Source organism: Nocardioides alkalitolerans DSM 16699, assembly GCF_000426525.1.
GTDB classification, from domain to species: Bacteria; Actinomycetota; Actinomycetes; order Propionibacteriales; family Nocardioidaceae; genus Nocardioides; species Nocardioides alkalitolerans.
Genome location: NZ_AUFN01000016.1, coordinates 84736 through 105237 on the forward strand (window position 1 = coordinate 84736; position 20502 = coordinate 105237).

At 68.3% G+C, this 20502-nt stretch carries 18 protein-coding genes; 10 read left to right on the top strand and 8 right to left on the bottom strand.

Features of this window, described 5'->3' with window-relative positions; all coding sequences use genetic code 11:
• Positions 1-3: 3 nt before the first annotated feature.
• From K329_RS0115700 to K329_RS0115725, 6 genes are all read right to left on the bottom strand, one after another.
• Positions 4-2211: a molybdopterin-containing oxidoreductase family protein gene (locus K329_RS0115700; protein ID WP_084541356.1), complete on the bottom strand. Its 2208-nt coding sequence runs from the start codon at positions 2209-2211 to the stop codon at positions 4-6.
• A complete protein-coding gene (locus K329_RS27235; protein WP_052336979.1) occupies positions 2208-3566 on the bottom strand; it encodes an MmgE/PrpD family protein in 1359 nt (452 codons plus the stop codon). Before K329_RS27235 ends, K329_RS0115700 begins: the two co-directional genes overlap by 4 nt.
• A gap of 61 nt (positions 3567-3627) precedes the next feature.
• A complete protein-coding gene (locus K329_RS0115710) occupies positions 3628-4110 on the bottom strand; it encodes a MaoC family dehydratase (protein ID WP_043643906.1) in 483 nt (160 codons plus the stop codon).
• A gap of 2 nt (positions 4111-4112) precedes the next feature.
• Positions 4113-5354, bottom strand: coding sequence for a CaiB/BaiF CoA transferase family protein (locus tag K329_RS0115715; RefSeq protein ID WP_028473800.1), 1242 nt, complete (start codon positions 5352-5354; stop codon positions 4113-4115).
• Entirely contained in the window at positions 5351-6274 is a 924-nt protein-coding gene (locus K329_RS0115720) for an HpcH/HpaI aldolase/citrate lyase family protein (RefSeq protein WP_028473801.1), read from the bottom strand. The genes K329_RS0115715 and K329_RS0115720 overlap by 4 nt, the downstream gene beginning before the upstream one ends.
• Positions 6275-6297: 23 nt before the next feature.
• The gene (locus K329_RS0115725) at positions 6298-6870 is read right to left on the bottom strand and encodes a MaoC family dehydratase (RefSeq protein ID WP_169721605.1); all 573 of its coding nucleotides are present in this window, start codon (positions 6868-6870) and stop codon (positions 6298-6300) included.
• Positions 6871-7117: 247 nt separating this feature from the next.
• Between K329_RS0115725 and K329_RS0115730 the strand changes: the two genes are divergently transcribed.
• Genes K329_RS0115730 through K329_RS0115745 form a run of 4 tightly spaced genes read left to right on the top strand, consistent with a single transcriptional unit; the run spans position 7118 to position 11658 of the window.
• Positions 7118-8245 carry an ABC transporter substrate-binding protein gene (locus K329_RS0115730; protein WP_028473803.1) on the top strand — a complete coding sequence of 376 codons (1128 nt, stop codon included), beginning with the start codon at positions 7118-7120 and terminating at the stop codon, positions 8243-8245.
• Positions 8246-8249: 4 nt separating this feature from the next.
• Positions 8250-9116, top strand: a complete 867-nt coding sequence (locus tag K329_RS0115735; RefSeq protein WP_028473804.1) for a branched-chain amino acid ABC transporter permease — start codon at positions 8250-8252, stop codon at positions 9114-9116.
• A complete protein-coding gene (locus tag K329_RS0115740) occupies positions 9113-10930 on the top strand; it encodes a branched-chain amino acid ABC transporter ATP-binding protein/permease (RefSeq protein WP_028473805.1) in 1818 nt (605 codons plus the stop codon). Before K329_RS0115735 ends, K329_RS0115740 begins: the two co-directional genes overlap by 4 nt.
• Positions 10930-11658 carry an ABC transporter ATP-binding protein gene (locus K329_RS0115745; protein ID WP_028473806.1) on the top strand — a complete coding sequence of 243 codons (729 nt, stop codon included), beginning with the start codon at positions 10930-10932 and terminating at the stop codon, positions 11656-11658. Before K329_RS0115740 ends, K329_RS0115745 begins: the two co-directional genes overlap by 1 nt.
• Before the next feature lie 80 nt (positions 11659-11738).
• Here K329_RS0115745 and K329_RS27240 read toward each other — a convergent pair whose 3' ends face one another.
• Both K329_RS27240 and K329_RS0115755 read right to left on the bottom strand, forming a co-directional pair.
• Positions 11739-12758, bottom strand: coding sequence for an acyl-CoA dehydrogenase family protein (locus tag K329_RS27240; RefSeq protein WP_052336980.1), 1020 nt, complete (start codon positions 12756-12758; stop codon positions 11739-11741).
• A 4-nt stretch (positions 12759-12762) separates the two neighbouring features.
• Complete coding sequence (locus tag K329_RS0115755) at positions 12763-13992, bottom strand: acyl-CoA dehydrogenase family protein (protein WP_028473807.1); 1230 nt, start codon at positions 13990-13992, stop codon at positions 12763-12765.
• 238 nt (positions 13993-14230) lie between these two features.
• Between K329_RS0115755 and K329_RS0115760 the strand changes: the two genes are divergently transcribed.
• The 6 genes from K329_RS0115760 (at position 14231) to K329_RS0115785 (ending at position 20429) form a co-directional block, all read left to right on the top strand.
• On the top strand, positions 14231-15634 hold the full coding sequence (locus tag K329_RS0115760) for an aldehyde dehydrogenase family protein (RefSeq protein ID WP_028473808.1): 1404 nt from the start codon (positions 14231-14233) through the stop codon (positions 15632-15634).
• The gene (locus tag K329_RS0115765) at positions 15631-16785 is read left to right on the top strand and encodes an acyl-CoA dehydrogenase family protein (RefSeq protein WP_211225885.1); all 1155 of its coding nucleotides are present in this window, start codon (positions 15631-15633) and stop codon (positions 16783-16785) included. Before K329_RS0115760 ends, K329_RS0115765 begins: the two co-directional genes overlap by 4 nt.
• Complete coding sequence (locus tag K329_RS0115770) at positions 16782-17585, top strand: amidohydrolase family protein (RefSeq protein WP_028473810.1); 804 nt, start codon at positions 16782-16784, stop codon at positions 17583-17585. The genes K329_RS0115765 and K329_RS0115770 overlap by 4 nt, the downstream gene beginning before the upstream one ends.
• Before the next feature lie 46 nt (positions 17586-17631).
• Positions 17632-18414, top strand: coding sequence for a crotonase/enoyl-CoA hydratase family protein (locus K329_RS0115775; RefSeq protein WP_028473811.1), 783 nt, complete (start codon positions 17632-17634; stop codon positions 18412-18414).
• Positions 18415-18439: 25 nt separating this feature from the next.
• On the top strand, positions 18440-19195 hold the full coding sequence (locus K329_RS0115780; protein ID WP_028473812.1) for an SDR family NAD(P)-dependent oxidoreductase: 756 nt from the start codon (positions 18440-18442) through the stop codon (positions 19193-19195).
• A 103-nt stretch (positions 19196-19298) separates the two neighbouring features.
• Positions 19299-20429, top strand: a complete 1131-nt coding sequence (locus K329_RS0115785) for a thiolase family protein (protein ID WP_028473813.1) — start codon at positions 19299-19301, stop codon at positions 20427-20429.
• The last annotated feature ends 73 nt before the right edge of the window (positions 20430-20502 follow it).

Below are 20502 nucleotides of genomic sequence, written 5' to 3' on the forward strand. Positions count from 1 at the left end.
CGGCTACGAATCAGCCGCCCTCTCCATACGGATCGGCACACCGTTGAGGATCGACATGCCGGCGACGGCCTCGACGTCGCAGGGGTCGACGAGGTCGTTCGTGTTCACTCCGCCGATGGCGTTGGCACGCTGCCACGAACCGCCCCGATGACCCCACCCATTGGGCACGCTCACCACGCCCGGACGGATGTCTTCCGTGATGGCTGCGGGCACCACGACTGACCCAACGCGGGACGTCAGCCGCACCTCCTCGCCGTCCGACACCCCGCACGCCACCGCGTCGTCAGGATGGATCAGGGCGGCGAATTGATAGTCGTCGGGGTAGATGCGGCTCGCATTGTGCATCCAGGTGTTTTGCGAACCCTTCTCCCGTCGGCCGATGAGTCGTAGCGGCCACTCGGCGTCCGGCTCGGCGTGAGCGAAGAGCCGTCCGACCTCGGATCGAAGCTGTTCTGAGTACAGCTGGACGCAACCGTCGGGCGTCGGGAGGTCGTGCGTCAGGCGACCCGGGGGGAGCGTTGCTCGCAGTGCCACGCCGTTCGGGTGCCGATCGACGAGGTCGGCGAAGGTCAGGTCATCCACCGGTCCCTGAGCGAGCAGTCGGTCGATGAGCTCGACGGGGGTCGGCCTTGCTCCTCGAGCCGCGGCGGTAGCCGCGAGCTCAGGATCCGGGCACGATCCGCCGAGGCCCATCCGCCGCGAGATCTCGTCGAAGATCCACCAGCTGTCGCGCGCCTCCCCCCGCGGCTCGATCACCGCCGCCGTCGCGTACGCCGACGGGCGGAGCTGGGTGTCGGCAGTCGTCAGCGGATAGTCGCTGCGCTCGAACATCGTGGTCACGGGAAGCAGCACGTGGGCGAAGCGATTGGTCTCGTTGACGTACAGGTCCATGCCCACCGCGAAGTCGACGCGGGACAGGGCCTCCTCCAAGCGCTCTCCGCCCCCTCCGCTGGAGAGCACCGAGTTGTTGCCGTAGATGACGAGGCCACGCACACGATCGTCGCCGGGCTCGAGGATGTCGGCAGCGAGACCAGCGCTTGGCAGGCTGCCTCCGACTTCAGGCCGGCCCTCGGCTCGGGTGCGGCGGGTCCCGGAGGGGGCTGCGGCGCGTCCCCCGGTGAGGTCGATTGCTGCCCAGCCGGCGAGCATCCCGCCAACTCGGTCGATGTTGCCAGTCAGCGCCAGGACAGTGTCGAGCAGGATGTTCGTGAGGGTGCCGAAGCGTTGGGCGCAGGTCCCGGTCCCGCCGTAGGTGACAGCCGAAGAGGCTGTCAGGAACGCTCGGCCGACGTCGACGAGGGTGGCGGGATCGACGCCGCACCCAGCCGCACACTCGACCAGGTCGAGGCCGGCGACGAGGTGCGCGAACTCCGACCAGCCGGCGAGCGGAGTCCCGTGGTCGGGCGCGCCCGAGAGCTCCGCGCAAATGACGTGGCAGACGCCGAGAAGAAACCACGGATCGGTCCCCGGACGAAGGCTGATGTGTTCGTACCGCTCGGCGGTGACGGTGCGGCGCGGGTCGACGACGAGGACGCGCCCGCCCCGGGCGACGATCGCGTCGAAGGCCTCTCGCGTCTGAGGTTCGCTGAGGCGGGTGCTGCGCGCGTGCAGCGGGTTCCCGCCGATGATGAGGGCCAGGTCGGTGTGCCACAGGTCGGGGCGGGGAAAACGATTGATCGCGCCGTAGAGCGCCTCGTTGGCGGTCAGTCGCGCTGCGGCGTCCTCAGCATTGACGGTGTAGGTGCGCTCGATGCCGAGCGCGGTTGCGAAGCCGCGCCCCCACAGCACGCCACCGGAATCGAAGAACGGTGGATTGCCCCGCAGGACGGCCAGCGCAGCCGGCCCTGACTCGTCACGGACGTCGGCCAACCCGGCCGCGCACCGGTCCAGCGCCTCCTCCCAGGTGACGGGTGAGAACGCCCCCGGGCCGCCGGTGCGGACCATCGGCGTGGTGATCCGGTCCGGATCGTAGGTGAGGTCGACCATTGCCTGCGGCTTGTTGCAGGCGAAGCCGCGGGAATGGGCGTGGCTCGCATTGGGACGCACGCGATGCAAGCGTCCGTTGTCGTCCAGTTCGGCGATGAGACCGCAGGCCGCCTCGCAGATGCGACAGTACGTCGAGACCGACGACGTGGCATCACGCAACAGCGGGTTCCGAGCTGGCGGCAGTGAGGACGGTCGCCACTCGCCGGATGGGCCCTCGACGCTCAACTCGCCGTCTCCTCGTTCGGGCTGGTGAGGGCGTCGAGGAGCGGTTCGACGCTGGGCGCGGTCGGCAGCTGCGACACCTCCTCGATGATGCGGCTGGCAGCACGCTGGCCCAGGACGGGCTCGACGAGCGAGCGGAACTTGCGGACGAGCGACTCCCAGCGGAGCGTGAGATCGTCAGCTGGGGTGGGTCGGTTCACGTCGACCTCCACCTGGATGGTGCCTTTGTCGCGCCGGTTGACGGTGACCACCGACGATCGGATGGTCGAGTCTCGGCGCGGCTCCACCGTCACTCGGTCACGGAGCGCCACCACCCGCGGATCAGTGAGGTGCTCCAACGCGAACGCGCTCTCGGTGAGGTCACCTTCAACCAGGGCCATGGCCGCCGTGAAGCGTAGACTGAACTTGCCCTCGAGCGGAGTGGCCGGCTCTGAGATGTTGCAGACGCTCAGGTGCCCGGGCGGAACCGCAAGCTCGATGGACTCAACGTCGTCGGGTGTCAGGCCGGATCTGCGCAGGCTCAGCATGCCCTCGATGGCCGAATGGGTCAGGTAGCAGGCGGCGTGGTGCTTGAAGAGCACCTTGGTGACGGCTGGGGCCGACCACGCCCACTCTGGAGTGACACCCAGAGCATCGGACTGGGTGGCCCTGAAACCTTGTGGTGAGGCCAGGACATCGCGATCGGCGGTCACCCCGCGTCGCGCGAGGAGCACCGCACGCATACCGCTCTCTGCGGCTGCGCCGACCTGCAACGGCTTGGACATGGTGCCGAACATCGACTTGAGACCCGACGCTCGTGACCCGACGATCCCGAAGGTGTCGAGCCAGGCCTCGTCGGAGAGGCCCAAGAGGCGGGCGCCTGCGGCGGCCGCGCCGAACGCGCCCACAGTTGCCGTCGTGTGGAAACCCGTGGCGTAGTGCGACGGCGACATCAGCCGGCCGACCAGCGCCTGGGTCTCGAACCCGGTGACGAAAGCAGCGATCAGGTCGTCGCCTGTCACGGCCTCGCCCTCGGCGAGGGCAAGCAGTGCTGGCAGGACCGGCGCCGAGGGGTGGCCCTCCATGAGGGCGCTGACGTCATCGAAGTCAAGCGCGTGGGCGGCGGTGCCGTTCACCAGTGCAGCCTGGGCTCGAGTCACCGCCTCCCCGGTGCCCCACAACGTCGCGCGTGGCGTCCCGCCTTCCTCCAGCACCTCGGCGCGCACGAGACTGGTGACGGGCTCGTGCGCGCCCGCGATCGCCACTCCCAGGGTGTCGAGCAGGCAGTGAAGTGCGCCTTGGACGACATCGTCGCTGCGGTGGTCGATGCTGCGGGCGCGGGCGATGGCCTGGCTGGTCAGAGTGGGTTCGTCGGTCACGGGGCCGCTCCTCCGCGGCATCGAGTGGCACGCAGGGCCGCCATCGAGCTCACCAGGTGGCTCACAACGGACGCCGTCGCATCAAGGTCGAACGCTCACCCTCGAACACCACGGTCCCGTCCTGGCGGCGGCCCCAGTGTCGGAAGGTCACCCGTCCGGACTGCTCGTCGCCGGACGGCTCGACCGCTACGACCTGGGTGAACGCTTCGATCGTGTCGCCGTGGTGAACGGGGGCGCGGAAGCGCAAGTACGACCACCCGAGCTCGGCCACGGCGTGCTCCGCGGTGTCCTGGGATGCCAGCCCGTAGACCAAGGACGCCGTGGCCAGACCGAAGACGAGGCGGTCATCGCCTAGCGGGGAGCCCTTCATGATGTGATCGTTGAAGTGGGCCTGGGCAGTGTTCATGACCTGCTTCGCAGGACCGCTGCCCTCCACCTCGCCGACGGTCGCTGCCCGCGCGTGGCGCATCTGCTGGCCCGGGTAGTAGTCCTCGAACCATCCCCAGGGGCCAAGGACGGAGTCGTGGCTCACGGTCGTCGTCATCTTCACCGCTCGTTGTCGTTGGAACCTGGCTGGGAACACGAGGAGGCAGTTGCCCACTCCGCCAGGATGGAGGCGGGGTTGTCCTCGCCGAGCTTGGGTCCGCGCCGAGCTACCCGGGAGGGCGTCGTGCTGAACTTGATGGGTGAGCCAGCGATGGTCACGGGTAGGTCCGAGCCTGGCTCCTCGACCTCGACGAGCATCTCTCGTACTCGGACATGGGGGTCGTCGAAGATGTCAGCCGCAGTGTTTACCGGCCCGATCGGAACCCGGCCGCCGAGTGCCGTCACCACGGAGTCGTTGGTCTGGCTCAGCAGCCACGCTCCCACGAGCTTCTGCACCTCGTCGTTGTGAGTGACACGGGCTGCGTTGTCCACGAATCGCGGATCCTCGGCGAGGTCCGGACGTCCCATCGTCTCCACGAGGATGCGCCAGTGGTTGTTGCTCGGGGCCGCCACGGCCATCCAGCCATCCGACGTCGGCATGATGTCGAAAGGCGCGAGCAGCGGGTGGCCGTTGCCCATGGGCCGGGGCACGATGTCCAGGTAGGAGTGCTGGTAGACGATTCGTTCGCACATCGCGAGGACGGCGTCGTACATGGCGACGTCGACGAACTGTCCCTCGCCCGTCCGCTCCGCGTGGCGAACCGCTGCCGCGACCCCCAGCGCGAGCAGCGTTCCCGGGAAGATGTCCCCGATGCCGGGGCCAGACTTCAGGGGAGCCCCGCCGAGCTCGCCGGTGATGCCGGCGAACCCTCCCATCGCTTGGGCGACGACGTCGAAGGCGGGCCACGCCTCGTAGGGGCTCGTCCCCGACCGGGAGTCGCCGAACCCGCGTAGAGCGGCGTAAACGATGCGCGGATTGACCTCCGCCAGCCGCTCGTAGGACAGCCCCAGGCGGTCCATCACTCCGGCAGAGAAGTTCTCGACCACGACGTCGGCAACCTCGACCAGCGCCAGGAACGCGGCTGCGCCGTCGTCGCTCTTCAGGTCGAGGACGATGCTGCGCTTCCCGCGATTGACCGATTGGAAGTAGCCGCCGAGAGCCTGGTCACGGTCGTCGCCAGCACGGTAAGGGCCGAGACCTCTCGTGCGATCTCCGGTCGCCGGCTCGACCTTCACGACGTCTGCGCCCATGTCGGACAGCAGCATGGTCGTGAAGGGGCCGGCAAGCATTGCCGTTAGGTCGAGGATCCGGACGCCTTTGAGGGGTCCGGTCGCGGAGCCGCCAGGCGCCTGGGAACTCACGAAACCCCACAGAGGCGAGCGCGGTCCAGTACCGCCTCGAAGATCCGAGCGGTCGCCGCGTCGATCATCATGCCCTGGAACGCGGCCGCGCCGAGCCCGGCAGCCTCGGCTTCCTTGACGGCCTCCACCGCTGCGGCCGCGCGTTCGATCTCGCCGGGGGTCGGGGCGAAGACCTCGTTCGCGATGGCGATCTGGCTGGGGTGGATGGCCCACTTGCCCACGGCACCGAGTGTCGCCGCCCAGTTGGCCTCACGCTCGTAGCCCTTGGGGTTCGCGATGCCACCGAACGGGCCGTCGACCGCGTCCAGGCCGTTGGCACGGGCCGCGACGGTGACGCGGTTGCGGGCGTAGTGCCACACGTCGCCAGGGTAACCGTTATCGCCTTCGGATGCGGCGCCGATGTGTCCGAGACGAATGCCCTGACTGGCTGACAGATCGCCGACGCCCAGGATGAGTGCCTCCAGCCGCGACGAGGAGGACGCGATGTCCTCGACGCACGCCAGAGCCTGCGTCTCCTCGATGAGCACCTCCAACCCGATCCGGCCGACCTCCAGGCCCAGCTGCGTCTCCAGCTGGGTGAGCAGGTCATCGACGAACCACACGTCGCGGGGCGCGAACACCTTGGGAATGATGATGACGTCGAGGTTCTCCCCCGCCGCGGTGACGATGTCGATCACGTCTCCGTGACACCACTGAGTGCTGACCGGGTTGATGCGGACCGCGCGGGTCTTCTTGCCCCAATCGAGCGTGTTCAGACCCTCGATGATGTTCGCGCGTGCCGGCACCTTCTCGTTGGCGACCACGGAGTCCTCGAGGTCGAGGAAGACGAGATCCGCCTCGCTGGCTGCGGCCTTCGCGATCATCTTGGGACTGATGCCAGGGGTCGACAGCTCGCTCCTGCGGAGGCGGTTGGTAGGCATGGGTGTTCCTTTGCTTTGAAGATTCAGGACTGATCGCCGCGCTTGGCGACGAGATTCGTGCGAACGAACTCGAGGACCAGCTCTCGACGCTGGTTGTGGGCGGCGGTGTGCCACGTGACGATGCCGACGCCGGGCCTGGAGGCGGATGTCCGCATGTCAACGACGCGTGACGAGGCAGAGATGGTGTCTCCTGCGTAGACCGGACGCAGGAACTTGCAGTCGTCGATCCCCAGGAACGGCCCGCCGCTCTCGCTCAGGTCCTCGACCGAGAGTCCGACGGCCGTGCACAGCACGAGCATCGGGTTGAGCACCTCTTCAGGGTGCCCCTGCGACCGGGCGTACTCGCCGTTCAGGTGCAGTGGCAGCCATGCGCATGTGGCCGTCGAAAAGGCGAGGTTGTCGGACTGGCCGAGCGTGCGTCCCCAGTGGTGGTCCATCGCCTGACCGACCGCGAAGTCCTCGTACTTGTTGCCCTTCCCCATGAGGGGGAACGAGTCGAGGTCCGGGATGCCGTCGGCGTCGCTACCGGGGGTGAGGGTCGCGGTGCGTGGCCCTCGATCGGCAGTGACAGACGGTCCCTGGCCAGCTGAAGTCATGGCCACCATGATGGATCAAATTTGATGTTTGTCAACGAACAAATTTTCTTCGCGCGCCGATTCGGGGAGAGCGAGAGGCTTCCTTGACAAAAGGTTAGTTGGCTGGTCACCTAATAAACATGTGGCCTCGGTCACTAAGCCGTGTGCGCCATCCTTCAGAAACGAGAGAGCGTTGAGAATGAACGGGAACCGTCGATCGAGTCGGCAACGCCGACTGGCAATCGCGTCCGGTCTGCTGGCCACTGCGATGCTGACCAGCGCATGCGCTGAGTCGGGAGACGATGCCGGTGACGACGGTGCGTTCGTCGTCTACGCCAGTGTCGGCCTCTCCGGTGGCGATTCGGGCTTTGCTCCGTCCATCGAGGCGGGCATCGAGGCTGCGATCGCGGAGATCAACGAGAACGGCGGGCTGCTCGGCCGCGAGGTGAGGCTGGAGACCGACAACAACGAGAGCGACCCGACCAAGGCCGTGTCCCTCCTCCAGGACCGCATCCGCGACAGCGCCCCGGACCTGGTCTGGGCAGGCACGGCGAGCTCGGAGAGCCTTGCTCTCCAGAGCCTCACGACGCGCGAGGAGATCATGGCGCTCAACAACGGCTCAGCGCCCGAGCTCGGTGATGCGTCGCTGTTCCCGTACGCCTTCAGTGCCGGGGTACGGCTGCAGTCCGCGGCGGAGTACCTCGCAACGACGGTCGTCGACGAGGGTTACCAGAACATCGGGATCATCGCAGGTGACGACCCTGCCGGCGAGGCAGCGATGTCGCTCTACGAGGACGCATTCGAAGATGCTGGGTTGGATGTCGCCACCGAGTCCTACGAGGCCGAGGCGGTAGAGGTCGACGGTCCGCTGGCGCGCTTGGCGGAGAGTGACCCGGATGTCGTCATCTTCAACTCGACGTACCAGGCGGAGCCGGTACTCAAGAGCCGCATCAAGGTCGGGATGGAGGACGTGCCGTTCATCGGCGATGTCTCGACCACGATCCGGTCGCTCGACGAGACCCTGAACGACGCTGAGAAGTCCGGGGTCGAGCTGATGTCCTACAACGTCAATGCCAGCACTGCTGACAGTCCCGGCGTGACGAACCTGCTGGCGTCGCTCGACGCTGCCGGTGAGACGCCCGAGACCGCCTTGTACCTCTACGCGCTCGGCTACGACCCGATCCTGGCCTACGCCAACGCCGTCGAGTCCGTGGGCTCGACGGACGTGACGGAAGTTCGCGCAGCCATGGAGGCCGGCGAGGGGGACACCTACGAGCTGTCCCTCTCCGACGATCCGGGATGGAGCGAGACCGACCACCTGGCCTCGGGGGAGGGGCGCTTCACAATCATCCCGGTAGCGCCGCTCGTGGCTGGTCAGTTCCAGATCGCGGAGTGAGGCGGTGGCAACCGCACTCCTGACGGGTCTCGTGCTCGGGTCGATCTACATCCTCGTCGGCTCAGGCATCAATCTCGTCCGGATCGCCACTGGTGCCTTCAACTTCGCACAGGCTGCCGTCGTCATGGTGGGCGCGTTCATCGCGTACGAGTTCGGTGTGGAACGCGGCCACTCCACCCTGATCGTCATCCTTGTCGCCGCCGCGGTGGGTGCGGTCATCGGCGTCGTCACCGAGTTCGTCGCGATCCGACCCGTGGCTGGCAAGGGACTGCACGGGGAGCTCGTGACAACGGTCGGTGCCTCCACGATCCTCACCGGCCTGGTCGTCGTCATCTGGGGAACCGAAGTCCGACCCGTGGCCCCGTTCGTCTCGGACGACGTGGTCTCGATCGCCGGCGGGCGAGTGACCGTCGACGGGTTGGTCATCATCGGCGTCGCGATCGCCACCTGCCTGGGCCTGTGGGCCTGGTCGCGTCTCACGATGACGGGGCTGGCCGCGTTGGCGCTGTCCGAGGACCGGGACGCCGCGACCCTCCGCGGCGTCAACGTCCGCTACTTGTCCATCCTGGCGATGGCAGCTGCTGGCGCCATCGGTGGCGCCGCCGGTCCCATCATCGGGACCCAGACGCTCGCCGTGTCCACCGTGGCTGCCGTCGTGATCCTGAAGTCGTTCCTGGTGCTGATCGTCGGCGGGATGGGCTCCTTCCCGGGCCTCCTCGTGGGTGGACTGGCCATCGGATCGATCGAGGCAGGAACCGTGCGCTACCTGGGCAGCGAGTACTCCACCTTCATGTTGTTCGCACTGCTCCTGGTCGTCCTGATGGTGCGACCACAGGGCATCTTCGGGCAGACTCACGAGAGGACGGTATGAACATCCTTCGCCGGCTGGGACTCAACGGCGAACGCCTGTGGGTCCTGCCGCTCTTCCTCGGCGTCCTCGCCATCGTCGCGCCCTGGCTCGGCGTCGGCGCGGGCGACCTCCGCCAGCTCATGCTGGTCGCGATCCTCGCCCTCACCGTCAGCGGGCTGAACCTGGCCTGGGGCTACGGCGGTGAACTGGCCATCGGGCAGCTCGCCATGTATGCCCTCGGCGCCTACGTCACCGGCTACCTGGTGATCGAGGGCCACGACCTCGCGGTGGCGCTCCTGGCCTCGGCGGTCGCGTCCGCCGCACTCGGCCTCGTGACGTCGTTGCCCGCTCTGCGCATCAGCGGCTGGGGGGTCGCGATGGCGTCGTTCTTCCTCATCATCATGATCCCGCAGGTCGTGAAGCTGTTTCCCGACCAGACCGGCGGAGGCATCGGCCTCATCGGCATTCCTGCCCCGGTCTTCCTAGGTCGCGAGCTGGACGACAACCAGTTCTACGCGCTCGTCATGGTGGTTCTCGTCCTGTGGCTGCTCGTCATGCGCAACCTGGTGACCTCGCGCCACGGATCGGCGTTGCGGGTGATGCGCGAGAGTCCCGTCCTGGCCGCCAGCCTCGGGATCGACGTCCGACGTATCAAGATCACTTCCTACGTCCTCGGAGCGGTGCCTGCTGGCATCGCCGGCAGCCTGTTTGTGTTCGTCGACCGGTTCGTCGCCCCCGACTACTTCGACTTCGCTGCCGCGATCCTGATCATCGCCGCCGCGGTGCTCGGGGGAGCGGAGACCGTGTACGGCGCGGTGGTGGGGGCAGCGATCTTGACAGTGCTCCCCGCGAGGTTCGGGGTGTTCGACGAGTACTCGGAGATCGTCTTCGGTGCCTTCCTCGTCGGCGGCGGGATCCTCCTCACCAACGACAAGCTGAAGATCCGGATGGACGGACTCAAGCTGCGCGTCCGCAACTGGGGCGCTGCCGAGCCGCAACGTGGACCGGCCGCAGCGGGCACCCCGAACGAACTCCCGGCTCTGCCCCCACGGACCGTGGTCGTGGAGGAGGTCTCCAAGTCCTTCGGCGGCAACCGGGCACTGAACGGCGTCTCGCTCGAGGCGCGGCCCGGAGAGATCACAGCTCTCATCGGAGCGAACGGATCCGGCAAGACCACCTTGCTGAACATCATCTCGGGGTTCTACGCAGCGGACTCCGGTGCTGTCAGGCTGGATGGACGGGCACTCCCGCTGGGGCATGCGGTGCGGACTGCGCGTAGAGGTGTCGCGCGGACGTTCCAGACACCCATTGTCCCCGCGTCCATGACCACCGCCGAAGCAGTCGCGGTGGGCCGGTACATCGCCGACTACGTCAGTATGCCGTCGTCCATGGTCCGTGCGCCCCGGTATCGGAAGGTGGCCGCTCGCGATGCGGAGCAAGGTGCCGTCTGGTTGCGTGCGACCGGCCTGGCGGACCAGTCGCGCTCCTTAGCGCGCGGTCTGTCCCTGGGAGACCGGCGGATGCTGGAGGTGGCGCGAGCCCTTGCCACCGGCGCATCGGTTTTGTTGCTCGACGAAGTGGCCTCCGGACTCGACCTTGAGGACCTGGAGCGCCTCGGTGCACTCCTGCGCGCGGTGCGCGACGCAGGCGGCACCGTCATCCTGGTCGAGCACAACTTCCGTCTGGTCACCGATCTTGCCGACTCGATCTACGTCCTGGAGCGCGGAGACCTCATCGCTCACGGCGACGCGGCGCACATCCGGCAAAACGAAGCGGTCGCACGCAGCTACCTGGGTGACGCCGTCGCCCCGGGCCTCGCGAAAGGACAGGCATGATGGCTGACGAGATCCTGACCGTCTCCGGCCTCAGCGTCGGCTACGGCGACATCGGGGTGCTGCAGGACGTCGGCATCCGAGCGTGGAGCGGACGGGTCACTGCGATCTTCGGTGCCAACGGTGCTGGAAAGACAACGCTGATGTCGGCGATCGCCGGGCTCATCCCGGCACGGTCGGGCAGCGTTGTCCTCGCTGGCCGCGACCTGGTCGCGGCCTCGGCGAACCGGCGATTCGTCGCCGGCATCAGCCTCGTGCAGGAAGGCAAGCGAGTCTTCCACCAGCGCACGGTCGAGGAGAATCTGCGCCTCGGCGGCTACCGGATGGGGCGACGCGAGCGCGCCGCCGGCCTGGACGGGGCGTACGACCGATTCCCCGTGCTGGCCGACCGCAGGGCGGCCAGGGCGGGATCTCTGTCGGGAGGTCAACAGCAGATGCTGGCCATTGCCCAGGCGCTGGTGTCGCAGCCCAAGGTTCTGCTGCTCGATGAACCGTCGGCGGGGCTGGCACCCATCATCGTCGCGGAGCTCCTTGGCACGATCTCGACGCTGTCGAGTGAGGGGATGGCGGTCGTCCTGGTCGAGCAACTCGTCGGCCAGGCCATGACGGTCGCTGATCACGTCATCGCGCTCCAGCAAGGCCGGGTCGTCATCGACTCCCCAGCCGCTGGGGTCGATGGAGACCAGCTGCACGCGGCCTACCTCGGCGAGCAGGACCACACGGTGGTCTGACACGCCGACGAGTCTCGACAAGAGAGCCGCCGACCCGGGAGTCCCGGGTCGGCGGCTCTTCACTCATGCGTGACGATGCGTCAGATCGGCTGCAGCTCACCTGTCGCTGCGGCGTCGGCGGCATGCAAGGTGCACGTCGCCACCGCTGCGAGGTGCTCGCTCTCGTCGCCCAGCAGAAGTCGGTCGACCTTGGCGCGACGCCAGTAGAGATGGGCGTCGTGCTCCCAGGTGAACCCGATGCCACCCAGCACGTGGATCAGTGTCTCGCACGCGGTCTCGAAGGTGCCCGCACAGTAGGCCTTCGCGGCCGATGCCGCGATCGGGAGCTGATCGGGGGCGTGGTCTGCCGCCCACGCGGCCCACCACACGAGCGAACGGAGCTGGTTGACGGCCACCCAGTCGTCGACCAGCCGGTGCTTGACCGCCTGGTAGGCGCCGATCTGACGACCGAACGTCTCGCGGGTCTTCGCGTACTCCAGGCCGATCTCGACCGCACGGTCCGCAGCGCCGAGACCCTCGGCCGCCAGGATCACGCATGCGACCTGACGAGCCCGGGCCCACCGTGCCTGCGCGTCCTGGGCTACGACCTCGGACGAGGTCAGCTCGACATATCCGAGGCCGCGTGTGGCGTCGATGGGCTCCCCCAGCGTCACGCGGCCCTCCCCGATGACCAGGTCATCACCGTCGAGCGCGAGGAAGTGCGTCGCTCCGACGACGTCCATCGACGGCCGCGATCCGCTCGGCGGGCCGTCGAGCACAGCCAGCGACAGCCGACCCTCGCTGAATGCCGCCAACCGGTCGGCGTCGTCCGCCAGCAGCACGGCAACCCGTGCTGCAGTGGTCAGCGACGGACCCGCGAGCTGCCGCCCCGCCTGCTCGGCAACGAGCGCCATGTTCAGCAGCTCGGCTCCCACTCCGCCGAAATCCTCTGGGATCGTCAGCGACGAGAATCCGAGCTCGGCAAGGACCCGTCGGCCCGGTGCGGCTTCCCCAGGCGCTGCCAGGAGGGTGCGAGCGTGCTCTGGTCCTGCCTGCTCGGAGAAGAAGTCCCGTGCATGCTGAGCGAAGTTCCGCTGCTCGTCATCGATGTCGAAGTCCATGCTCTTACCTGCTCTCGGCGATCGGGGTGGCGGTTGCTGCAGCCGGCGTTCGCGGACGATCCGGCGGCAGACCGAGGACTCGTTCGCCGACGATGTTGCGCAAGATCTCGTCCGTCCCGCCGGCCAAGGCGATGCCCGGGGTGGACGCCGCGGCGGAAGCCCACCGCCAGTCGCCGTCGCGTGAGCGCGCCAGCACCGCATCCTCGCCCAGCAGGCGTAGGCCGAGGTCGGCCGTGGCATGCGCCACGCGAACGGCCGTCAGCTTGCCGGCGCTGGACTCCGGGCCGGGATGCTCGCCCTTCTCAAGGGTCGTCTGGAGGCGGTAACCGGAGTAACGCGCCGCCAGGGACTCGACCAGGACGCGTCCCAGCGCCTCGACGGCCAGCACTCGGCGCTCCTCGCTGAGGCGAGGCAGCAAGCGGTTGGCGTGCGACACCAGGACATCGCTGCGCACCCCGAGTTCACCGCCACCGCCGCCCACAGCCATCCGCTCGTTCATCAGGGTGGTCAGGGCAACTCTCCAGCCGTCGTCCACGTCGCCGAGGCGCTCGGAGTCCGCGATGACGACATCGTCGAGGAACACCTCGTTGAAGCTGTGGTGACCGTTCATCTGGCGCAGCGGTCGTACGGTGACGCCGGGGGCTTCCATGTCGATGACGAACATCGTGAGCCCACGGTGGCGTGCTGCCTCGGGGTTGGTGCGCGCAAGGAGGATCCCGAATCGGCAATGCTGGGCCAGCGTCGTCCAGACCTTCTGACCCTGGACGTGCCAGCCGTCGTCGTGACGGGTGGCTTTGGTCCGCAGCGCGGCCAGGTCGCTGCCGCCACCGGGTTCGCTGAACAGCTGGCACCACATGTCGTCGGCACGCAGGAGGCGCCGGATGTAGCGCTGCTTCTGGTCTTCGCTGCCGTGACGCAGAATCGTGGGGCCGCACATTCCGAGACCGACGTGACCGACCGGTCCGGCGACCCGCGCGCGGTGCAGCTCCTCGTTGATCACCGCCTGCTGGGCGTTGGTGCCACCACCGCCGCCGTACTCCTCGGGCCAGGTGAGACCCATGTAACCCGCATCGAAGAGCACGGCCTGGGTGCGACGCAGCTCGTCGACCCGTTCGTGCCCCGGCTCCTCGAGGTAGGCGCCATCGCCGTGAGCCAGCTCGTCATGGTGCGCCGCCAGGAACTGGCGCACCTCGGCGCGCAGCCGAGCCTGCTCGGGGGTGTCGTCGAAGTTCACAAACTCATCCTCTGCTGATCGTTCGCGAGCTGACGGCGCGCCTGCACCGAAGGGGGGTCGCCGTCAGCACCCGCACTCGTCGGACGGTGACGGCGTCGACGACGGGGTGAGGGACCAGTCTTACGGAGGGCGCGATGAGATGGAAGAGGAAACTTGTTGGTTGACAAAAGAAATATGTACGGCATGCTGGCGGCATGTATCGGACATGTGACGTGACGTCGATGGGCAGGAGCGCACAGTGAAGAGCTACGGCCACTGGATCGACGGCGCCGAGGTGTCCACGACGGCGGTCGAGCAGATCGCCTCGACCTCCCCGTGGACAGGGGAAACCGTGGCGCAGATCGCTTCCGGAACCCGTGAGGACACCGACTCCGCCGTCGCCGCCGCCGCTGCGGCATTCCGGGGCTGGCGCGAGCGCAAGCCGGGCGCGCGTGGCCGGCTGCTGACCGCGATCGCCGACGCCCTCCGCGCTGAGAAGCACATGCTCGCCGAGCTCGAGGGAGCCGAGGCCGGCAAGCCCGGGCCCCAGTCACTACGCGAGATCGAGGCCGCCGCCAACTACTTCGACTTCTACGCCGGTCTGGCCAACCTGCCGGCCGGCGAGGTCATCGACCTCGGTCCCGGCCTGCACGGTTACACGACCTACGAGCCCTACGGGGTCATCGGCGTCATCACGCCGTGGAACGCGCCGCTCAACCAAGCGGCGCGCGCGATCGCCCCAGCGCTCCTCGCCGGGAACACGGTCGTGGTCAAGCCGTCGGAGTTCACCTCGACGACCACCCTCGAGCTGGCGCGCATCGCCTCGAGCGCCGGTCTGCCTTCCGGCGTCCTCAACGTCGTCACCGGAACCGGCTTGGCCGTCGGGCAACCGCTCGTCGAGCATCCCGATGTGCGCAAGCTCGCCTTCACCGGCTCGCTGCGCGCCGGACGCGAGATCGGCAAGGTCGCGGCCGAACGGGTGCTGCCCCTGACGCTCGAGCTCGGCGGCAAGTCCGCCAACATCGTCTTTGCCGACGCCGATCTCGAGGCAGCGGCCGCCGGTGCGGTGCGCGCCTTCACCGCGAATGCCGGTCAGGTGTGCAGCGCGGGTACTCGACTGCTCGTCGCGAACGAGATCCACGAGGAGTTCGTCGCCCTGCTGCTCGATCAGGTCGGTCGGGTCCGCCCTGGTGAGTCCTACGGGCAGATGACCACTGAGGACCAGTTCACGAAGGTGCAGTCTTATTTCGAGGTCGCCCGCAACGACGGCGCCACTCTCGCTGCGGGCGGCGCGTCCGTGGGGGACGGCTGGCTCATCGAGCCCACGGTCTACACCGATGTCGTCAACACGATGTCGATCGCCCGTGAAGAGGTCTTCGGACCAGTGTTGGCGGTGCTGCGCTTCGACACCGAGGACGAGGCGGTGGCCATCGCCAACGACTCCGAGTTCGGCCTGGCCGCCGGCATCTGGACCGGCGACGTCGCTCGCGCGCACCGCGTGGCGGCGCAGCTGGAGGCAGGGCAGGTCTACGTCAACGACTGGCTCACCGGCCTGGTGGAAGGTCCGTTCGGGGGCGTCAAGAACAGCGGCTACGGCCGCGAGAAGGGCATGGAGGCCTTGAAGCACTACACCCAGACCAAGTTCGTGGCGGTGCGCCTGTGAGGCCGCGGTTCCCGGCGCTGAGCGACGCGCACCTCGACCTGCAGGAGCGAGCCCGCAAGCTGGCCGACCTGTGCGATCCCCTCGCGGATCGTGCCGACGAGAGCGACACCACCGATCCTGACGTCCGTCGCCTGCTGCAGGCGAGTGGCCTGGCTACCGTCCAGGTCCCGGCGGAGTACGGCGGACTGCTCCCCGCTCCGGATTCCCTGGCGGTGACCGTCATCCGCGAGCAGCTGGCGGCGTCGTCCAGCCACCTCGACTCCATGTTCGCGATGCAGGGCATCGGCAGCTACGCCATCTCGGTGGGTGGCACCGAAGAGCTGAAGCAGCGATGGCTCCCGCAGGTCGCCTCGGTCGAGGCGATCGCTGCCTTGGCGCTGACCGAGCCCGACGTCGGCTCGGACCTCAAGGCGCTGGCCACCACGGTCGTGACCGACGGCGACGAAGTCGTCGTCAACGGCGTGAAGAGCTTCATCACGAACGGTGGTGACGCCAGCTTCTACTGCGTGCTGGGCAAGGAGCAGGACGGCGGCTCCGAGGGCTACTCCCTCGTGCTCGTGCCCGCTGAGACCCCCGGCGTGACCACGACCCGCCCGTACCAGATCATCGCGCCGCACGTGCTTGGCGACATCACCTTCGATGAGGTCCGAGTCCCCGCGTCCCACCGGATCGGGGTCCCTGGCAAGGGCTTCTCACTGGTCCTGGCCACGCTGGCAACATTCCGAGTCTCGGTGGCCGGCGCGGCCCTCGGCACGGCGCAGGCCGCCCTCGACGACGCGATCAGGCACGCGGACGGCCGTGAGCTGTTCGGCACGACACTGTCGCGGCTGGGCCCCGTGCCGCAGCAGCTGGCGCTGTCGTGGACCGAGATCGAGATGGCCCGCAGCTTCACCTACCAAGTCGCTGAGGCGGCCTCCAAGGATCCGCTGGGAAGCCTGCACCTGTCGTCGATGGCCAAGCTCGCGGCGACCGAGATGGCCGGGCGCGTGGTCGATCGCAGCGTGCAGGTCATGGGTCGTTTCGGGTTGGTCCGCGGCTCGCGTATCGAGCGCCTCTACCGCGCCGCCCGACCTATGCGTGTCTACGAGGGCGCCACCGAGGTTCTTCTCGACTCGCTCTCGAAGCAGCTGTTGAAGGAGTACCGCGCGTGATCGTCGACGCCCACTGCCACGTCTGGCCTGACGCCATCGCCCGGCAGGTGCTCGCCCAGAGACCCGTCGGACTCGACTCCGTCCACGACGGCACTCTCGACGGCCTCCGGCGCACCATGGACGCCGCTGGCATCGACATGGCCCTGACGCTCGCGGTCGCCAACACCGGCAAGACCGTCGCCCGCACGAACGAGTTCATCGGGCGCGTCGACCGGTCCCGCTTCGTGCCGTTCGGCACCGTGCACCCCGACCTGACCGTCGACCAGAACCTGGCCGCGCTGCACGAGAACGGAGTGGTGGGGGTCAAGCTCCACACGCTGTTCCAGTCCGTCGCCTTCGCCGACGAGCGCACCCGCGAGATCCTCACCGCGCTTGCCGAGCACGACATTCCCGTGCTCGCCCACGTCGGTTCCGGCGGCGAGGCGCAACAGAACGAACGGGGCGCGCCCCGAAGCCTCAACGCGATGATGCACGCCATCCCTGACCTGCGCCTGATCGCCGCCCACTATGGCGGCTACGAGGTGCTCGACGAGGCCGAGAAGTGGTCGGTCGGCATCAACGTCCACCTCGAGACCTCCTGGCCGCCGAGCATGGGCGTCCTCGAACCCGACCGCGTTCGGAGCATCATCCGCCGACACGGAGCCGACCGCGTCGTGTACGGCTCGGACTGGCCGATGACGGACCCGGCCAGCGAGATCGCTGCCATTCGCGCCCTCGGTCTCGAGCCCGACGAGGAAGCCGGAATCCTCGGCGACAACTTGGTGCGCCTCCTCCGGCTCGACATGCCGACCGGTTCGTGACCCGGTTCGGCTCCTGTCCACGACACTTCCACGATCAGGAACAACGATGAACTCCACGGACTCCACGGACACCCCGCTGCTCATCTCAGATGAGGATGGGATCCGCACGATGACCCTCAACCGCCCCGCCGCACGCAACGCCGTGAACCTGGCGCTCGCCACGGCCATCGACGCTGCGGTGACCGAGCTCGACGAGCGCGACGACCTGGTGGTCGGCATCATTGCGGCGAACGGCCCCACGTTCAGCGCGGGCATGGACCTCAAGGCCTTCCTCCGCGGCGAGCGGCCGGTCACGCCCGGGCGCGGCTTCGCGGGCCTCGTCGAGGCTCCTCCGCGCACGCCCCTCATCGCCGCGGTCGATGGCCCGGCTGTGGCGGGCGGCTTCGAGATCGTGCTGGCGTGCGACCTGATCGTGGCTGCCGAGAACGCCTTCTTCGCGTTGCCCGAGGTCAAGCGCGGGCTCGTCGCCGCTGGCGGCGGCCTGCTGAGGCTCCCCGGTCGGCTGCCCTACCACCTGGCGATGGAGCTGGCGCTCACCGGCAAGCAGATCTCTGCAGCCGACGCTGCGAACCTGGGCCTGATCAACCAGGTGGTGGAGCCCGGCACCGCGCTCCAGGCAGCGAAGGCGCTCGCCGCCGAGATCGCCGTCTGTGGACCGCTGGCCGTGGCGACCACGAAGCAGATCCTGCAGGACAGCCCGAGCTGGACCGCCGAGGAGGCCTTCAGCCGCCAGTCCGACCTGTGCGACCCCGTGCGGTCCTCGGTCGACGCGGTCGAGGGCGCTCGGGCATTCACCGAAAAGCGATCGCCCGTCTGGACGGGCCGCTGACCACCACCAACGAAGGAGCGCGACCATGGACTTGAGCCTCGAGGGCCTCGGAGTGATCGTGACCGGGGCGAGCAAGGGCCTGGGTCGCTCCGCGGCCCGAGCCCTCGCCTCCGAGGGTGCGCACGTCCTGGCGGTGGCCCGCACCGCCAGCAGCCTGGAGGACCTGGCCGGCGAGAGCTTCGCCGGAAGCATCCAGTCGTACGTGTGCGACATGCGGGACCGCGCGGCGGTGGCCGGACTGGCCCAGGTGGCGGTCGAGCGGCTCGGCCGGCTCGATGTCGTCATCAACAACGCCGGGATCGCACCGGCCGCTGACTTCCTCGAGATGGACATGGCGGTCTTGGATGAGGCGATGGAGGTGAACGTGGCGTCGATCGCTGTTCTGTCGCAAGCCGCCGGCCGGCACTTCGTGGCGACGGGCTCGGGAGGACGGATCGTCAATGTCGTCTCGACGACGGGCATCTTGGGCAAGGCGCAGCTCGTCGCCTATTCCGCCTCGAAGGGTGCGGCGATCCAGCTCACCAAGGCGCTGGCCGCTGAGTGGGCTCGTCATGACATCCAGGTCAACGCCATCGCCCCAGGTGCGTTCGCGACCGAGGCGCAGGCCTACGTGACCGGCAACCCGGACGTCCTCGCCAAGCGTGTTCGGAAGATCCCCGCCCGTCGGATGGCGGAGGCGGACGAGATCGGACCGCTGGTCTGCTACCTCTCCTCGCCTGCGTCCCGGTTCGTCACCGGTGCGGTCTACGTGATCGACGGCGGCGAGACCGCCAAGCAGTAGGTCCCGACCAGACCCACGCCTACGGCCCTTGCGCCGGACGTGCGATCGTGGTCTCATCAGGACTTGTTAGCCAACAAACAACAATGTGTGGCAGGAGATGTTCATGAGAGACGCAGTCATCGTCGATGCGGTTCGCACCCCCATCGGCAAGCGCAATGGCGCCTACGCCGACGTCCACCCGGCTGTGCTCTCGGCCGCCGTCCTGGAAGCCCTCCAGGAGCGGACCGGCTTCGACCCCGTCGGCATCGACGACGTGGTGTGGGGGTGCGTCAGCCAGGTCTCGGAGCAGGCCGGGAACATCGGCCGGAACGCCGTGCTCGCCGCGGGCTGGCCCGAGAGCGTTCCGGCTACTTCGGTCAACCGCGCCTGCGGCTCGAGCCAGCAGGCCGTCAGCTTCGCCGCCGCAGGTGTCATCGCCGGTCACTACGACTTCGCCGTCGCCGGTGGGGTCGAGTCGATGACCCGCGTGCCGATGGGCAGCTCGGCCCAGGGTGCCCAGCCGGTCCCCGAGTCGGTCCTCGAGCACTACGGGGTCAACGGCTTCAACCAGGGCGTCGGCGCTGAGATGATCGCGGAGCGTTGGGGTCTCTCCCGCACCCGCCTCGACGAGTACGCCCTGCGCTCGCACGAGCTGTCCGCGAAGGCCGTCGACGGTGGTGCCTTCGACTCGCAGCTCGTGCCGCTCGCCGGGCTGGACAGCGACGAGGGCATCCGTCGCGGCGGCACGCCCGAGAAGCTGGCAACGCTCCCCACCCCGTTCAAGGAGAACGGGGTCGTCTCCGCCGGCAACGCCTCCCAGATCTCCGACGGCGCCGGCGCGCTGCTGCTGACGACCTCCGACCTCGCCCGGTCGCGCGGCCTGACCCCCATCGCTCGGATCCACACCTCCGTGGTGGCCGGCGACGATCCGGTCATCATGCTGACCGCCCCGATCCGCGCCACCGAGCTGGCGCTGAAGAAGGCCGGCCTCTCCATCGACGACATCGGCGCGTTCGAGGTCAACGAGGCGTTCGCGCCGGTGCCGCTGGCGTGGCTGGAGGAGACGGGGGCCAAGGAGGACCGGCTCAACCCGCTGGGCGGCGCGATCTCGGTCGGCCACCCCTTGGGCGGCTCCGGCGCGATCCTGATGACCCGGCTGGCCAACCACATGCGCGACAACGGCATTCGTTACGGCCTGCAGACCATGTGTGAGGCCGGTGGTCTCGCCAACGCCACGATCCTCGAGCTGATCTGACCGGTTCGAGCTGAGCTGCGGGGTACTCGGCCCCGCCGAACGCGTCGGTGAACTCACCCACGCAACGACGTAC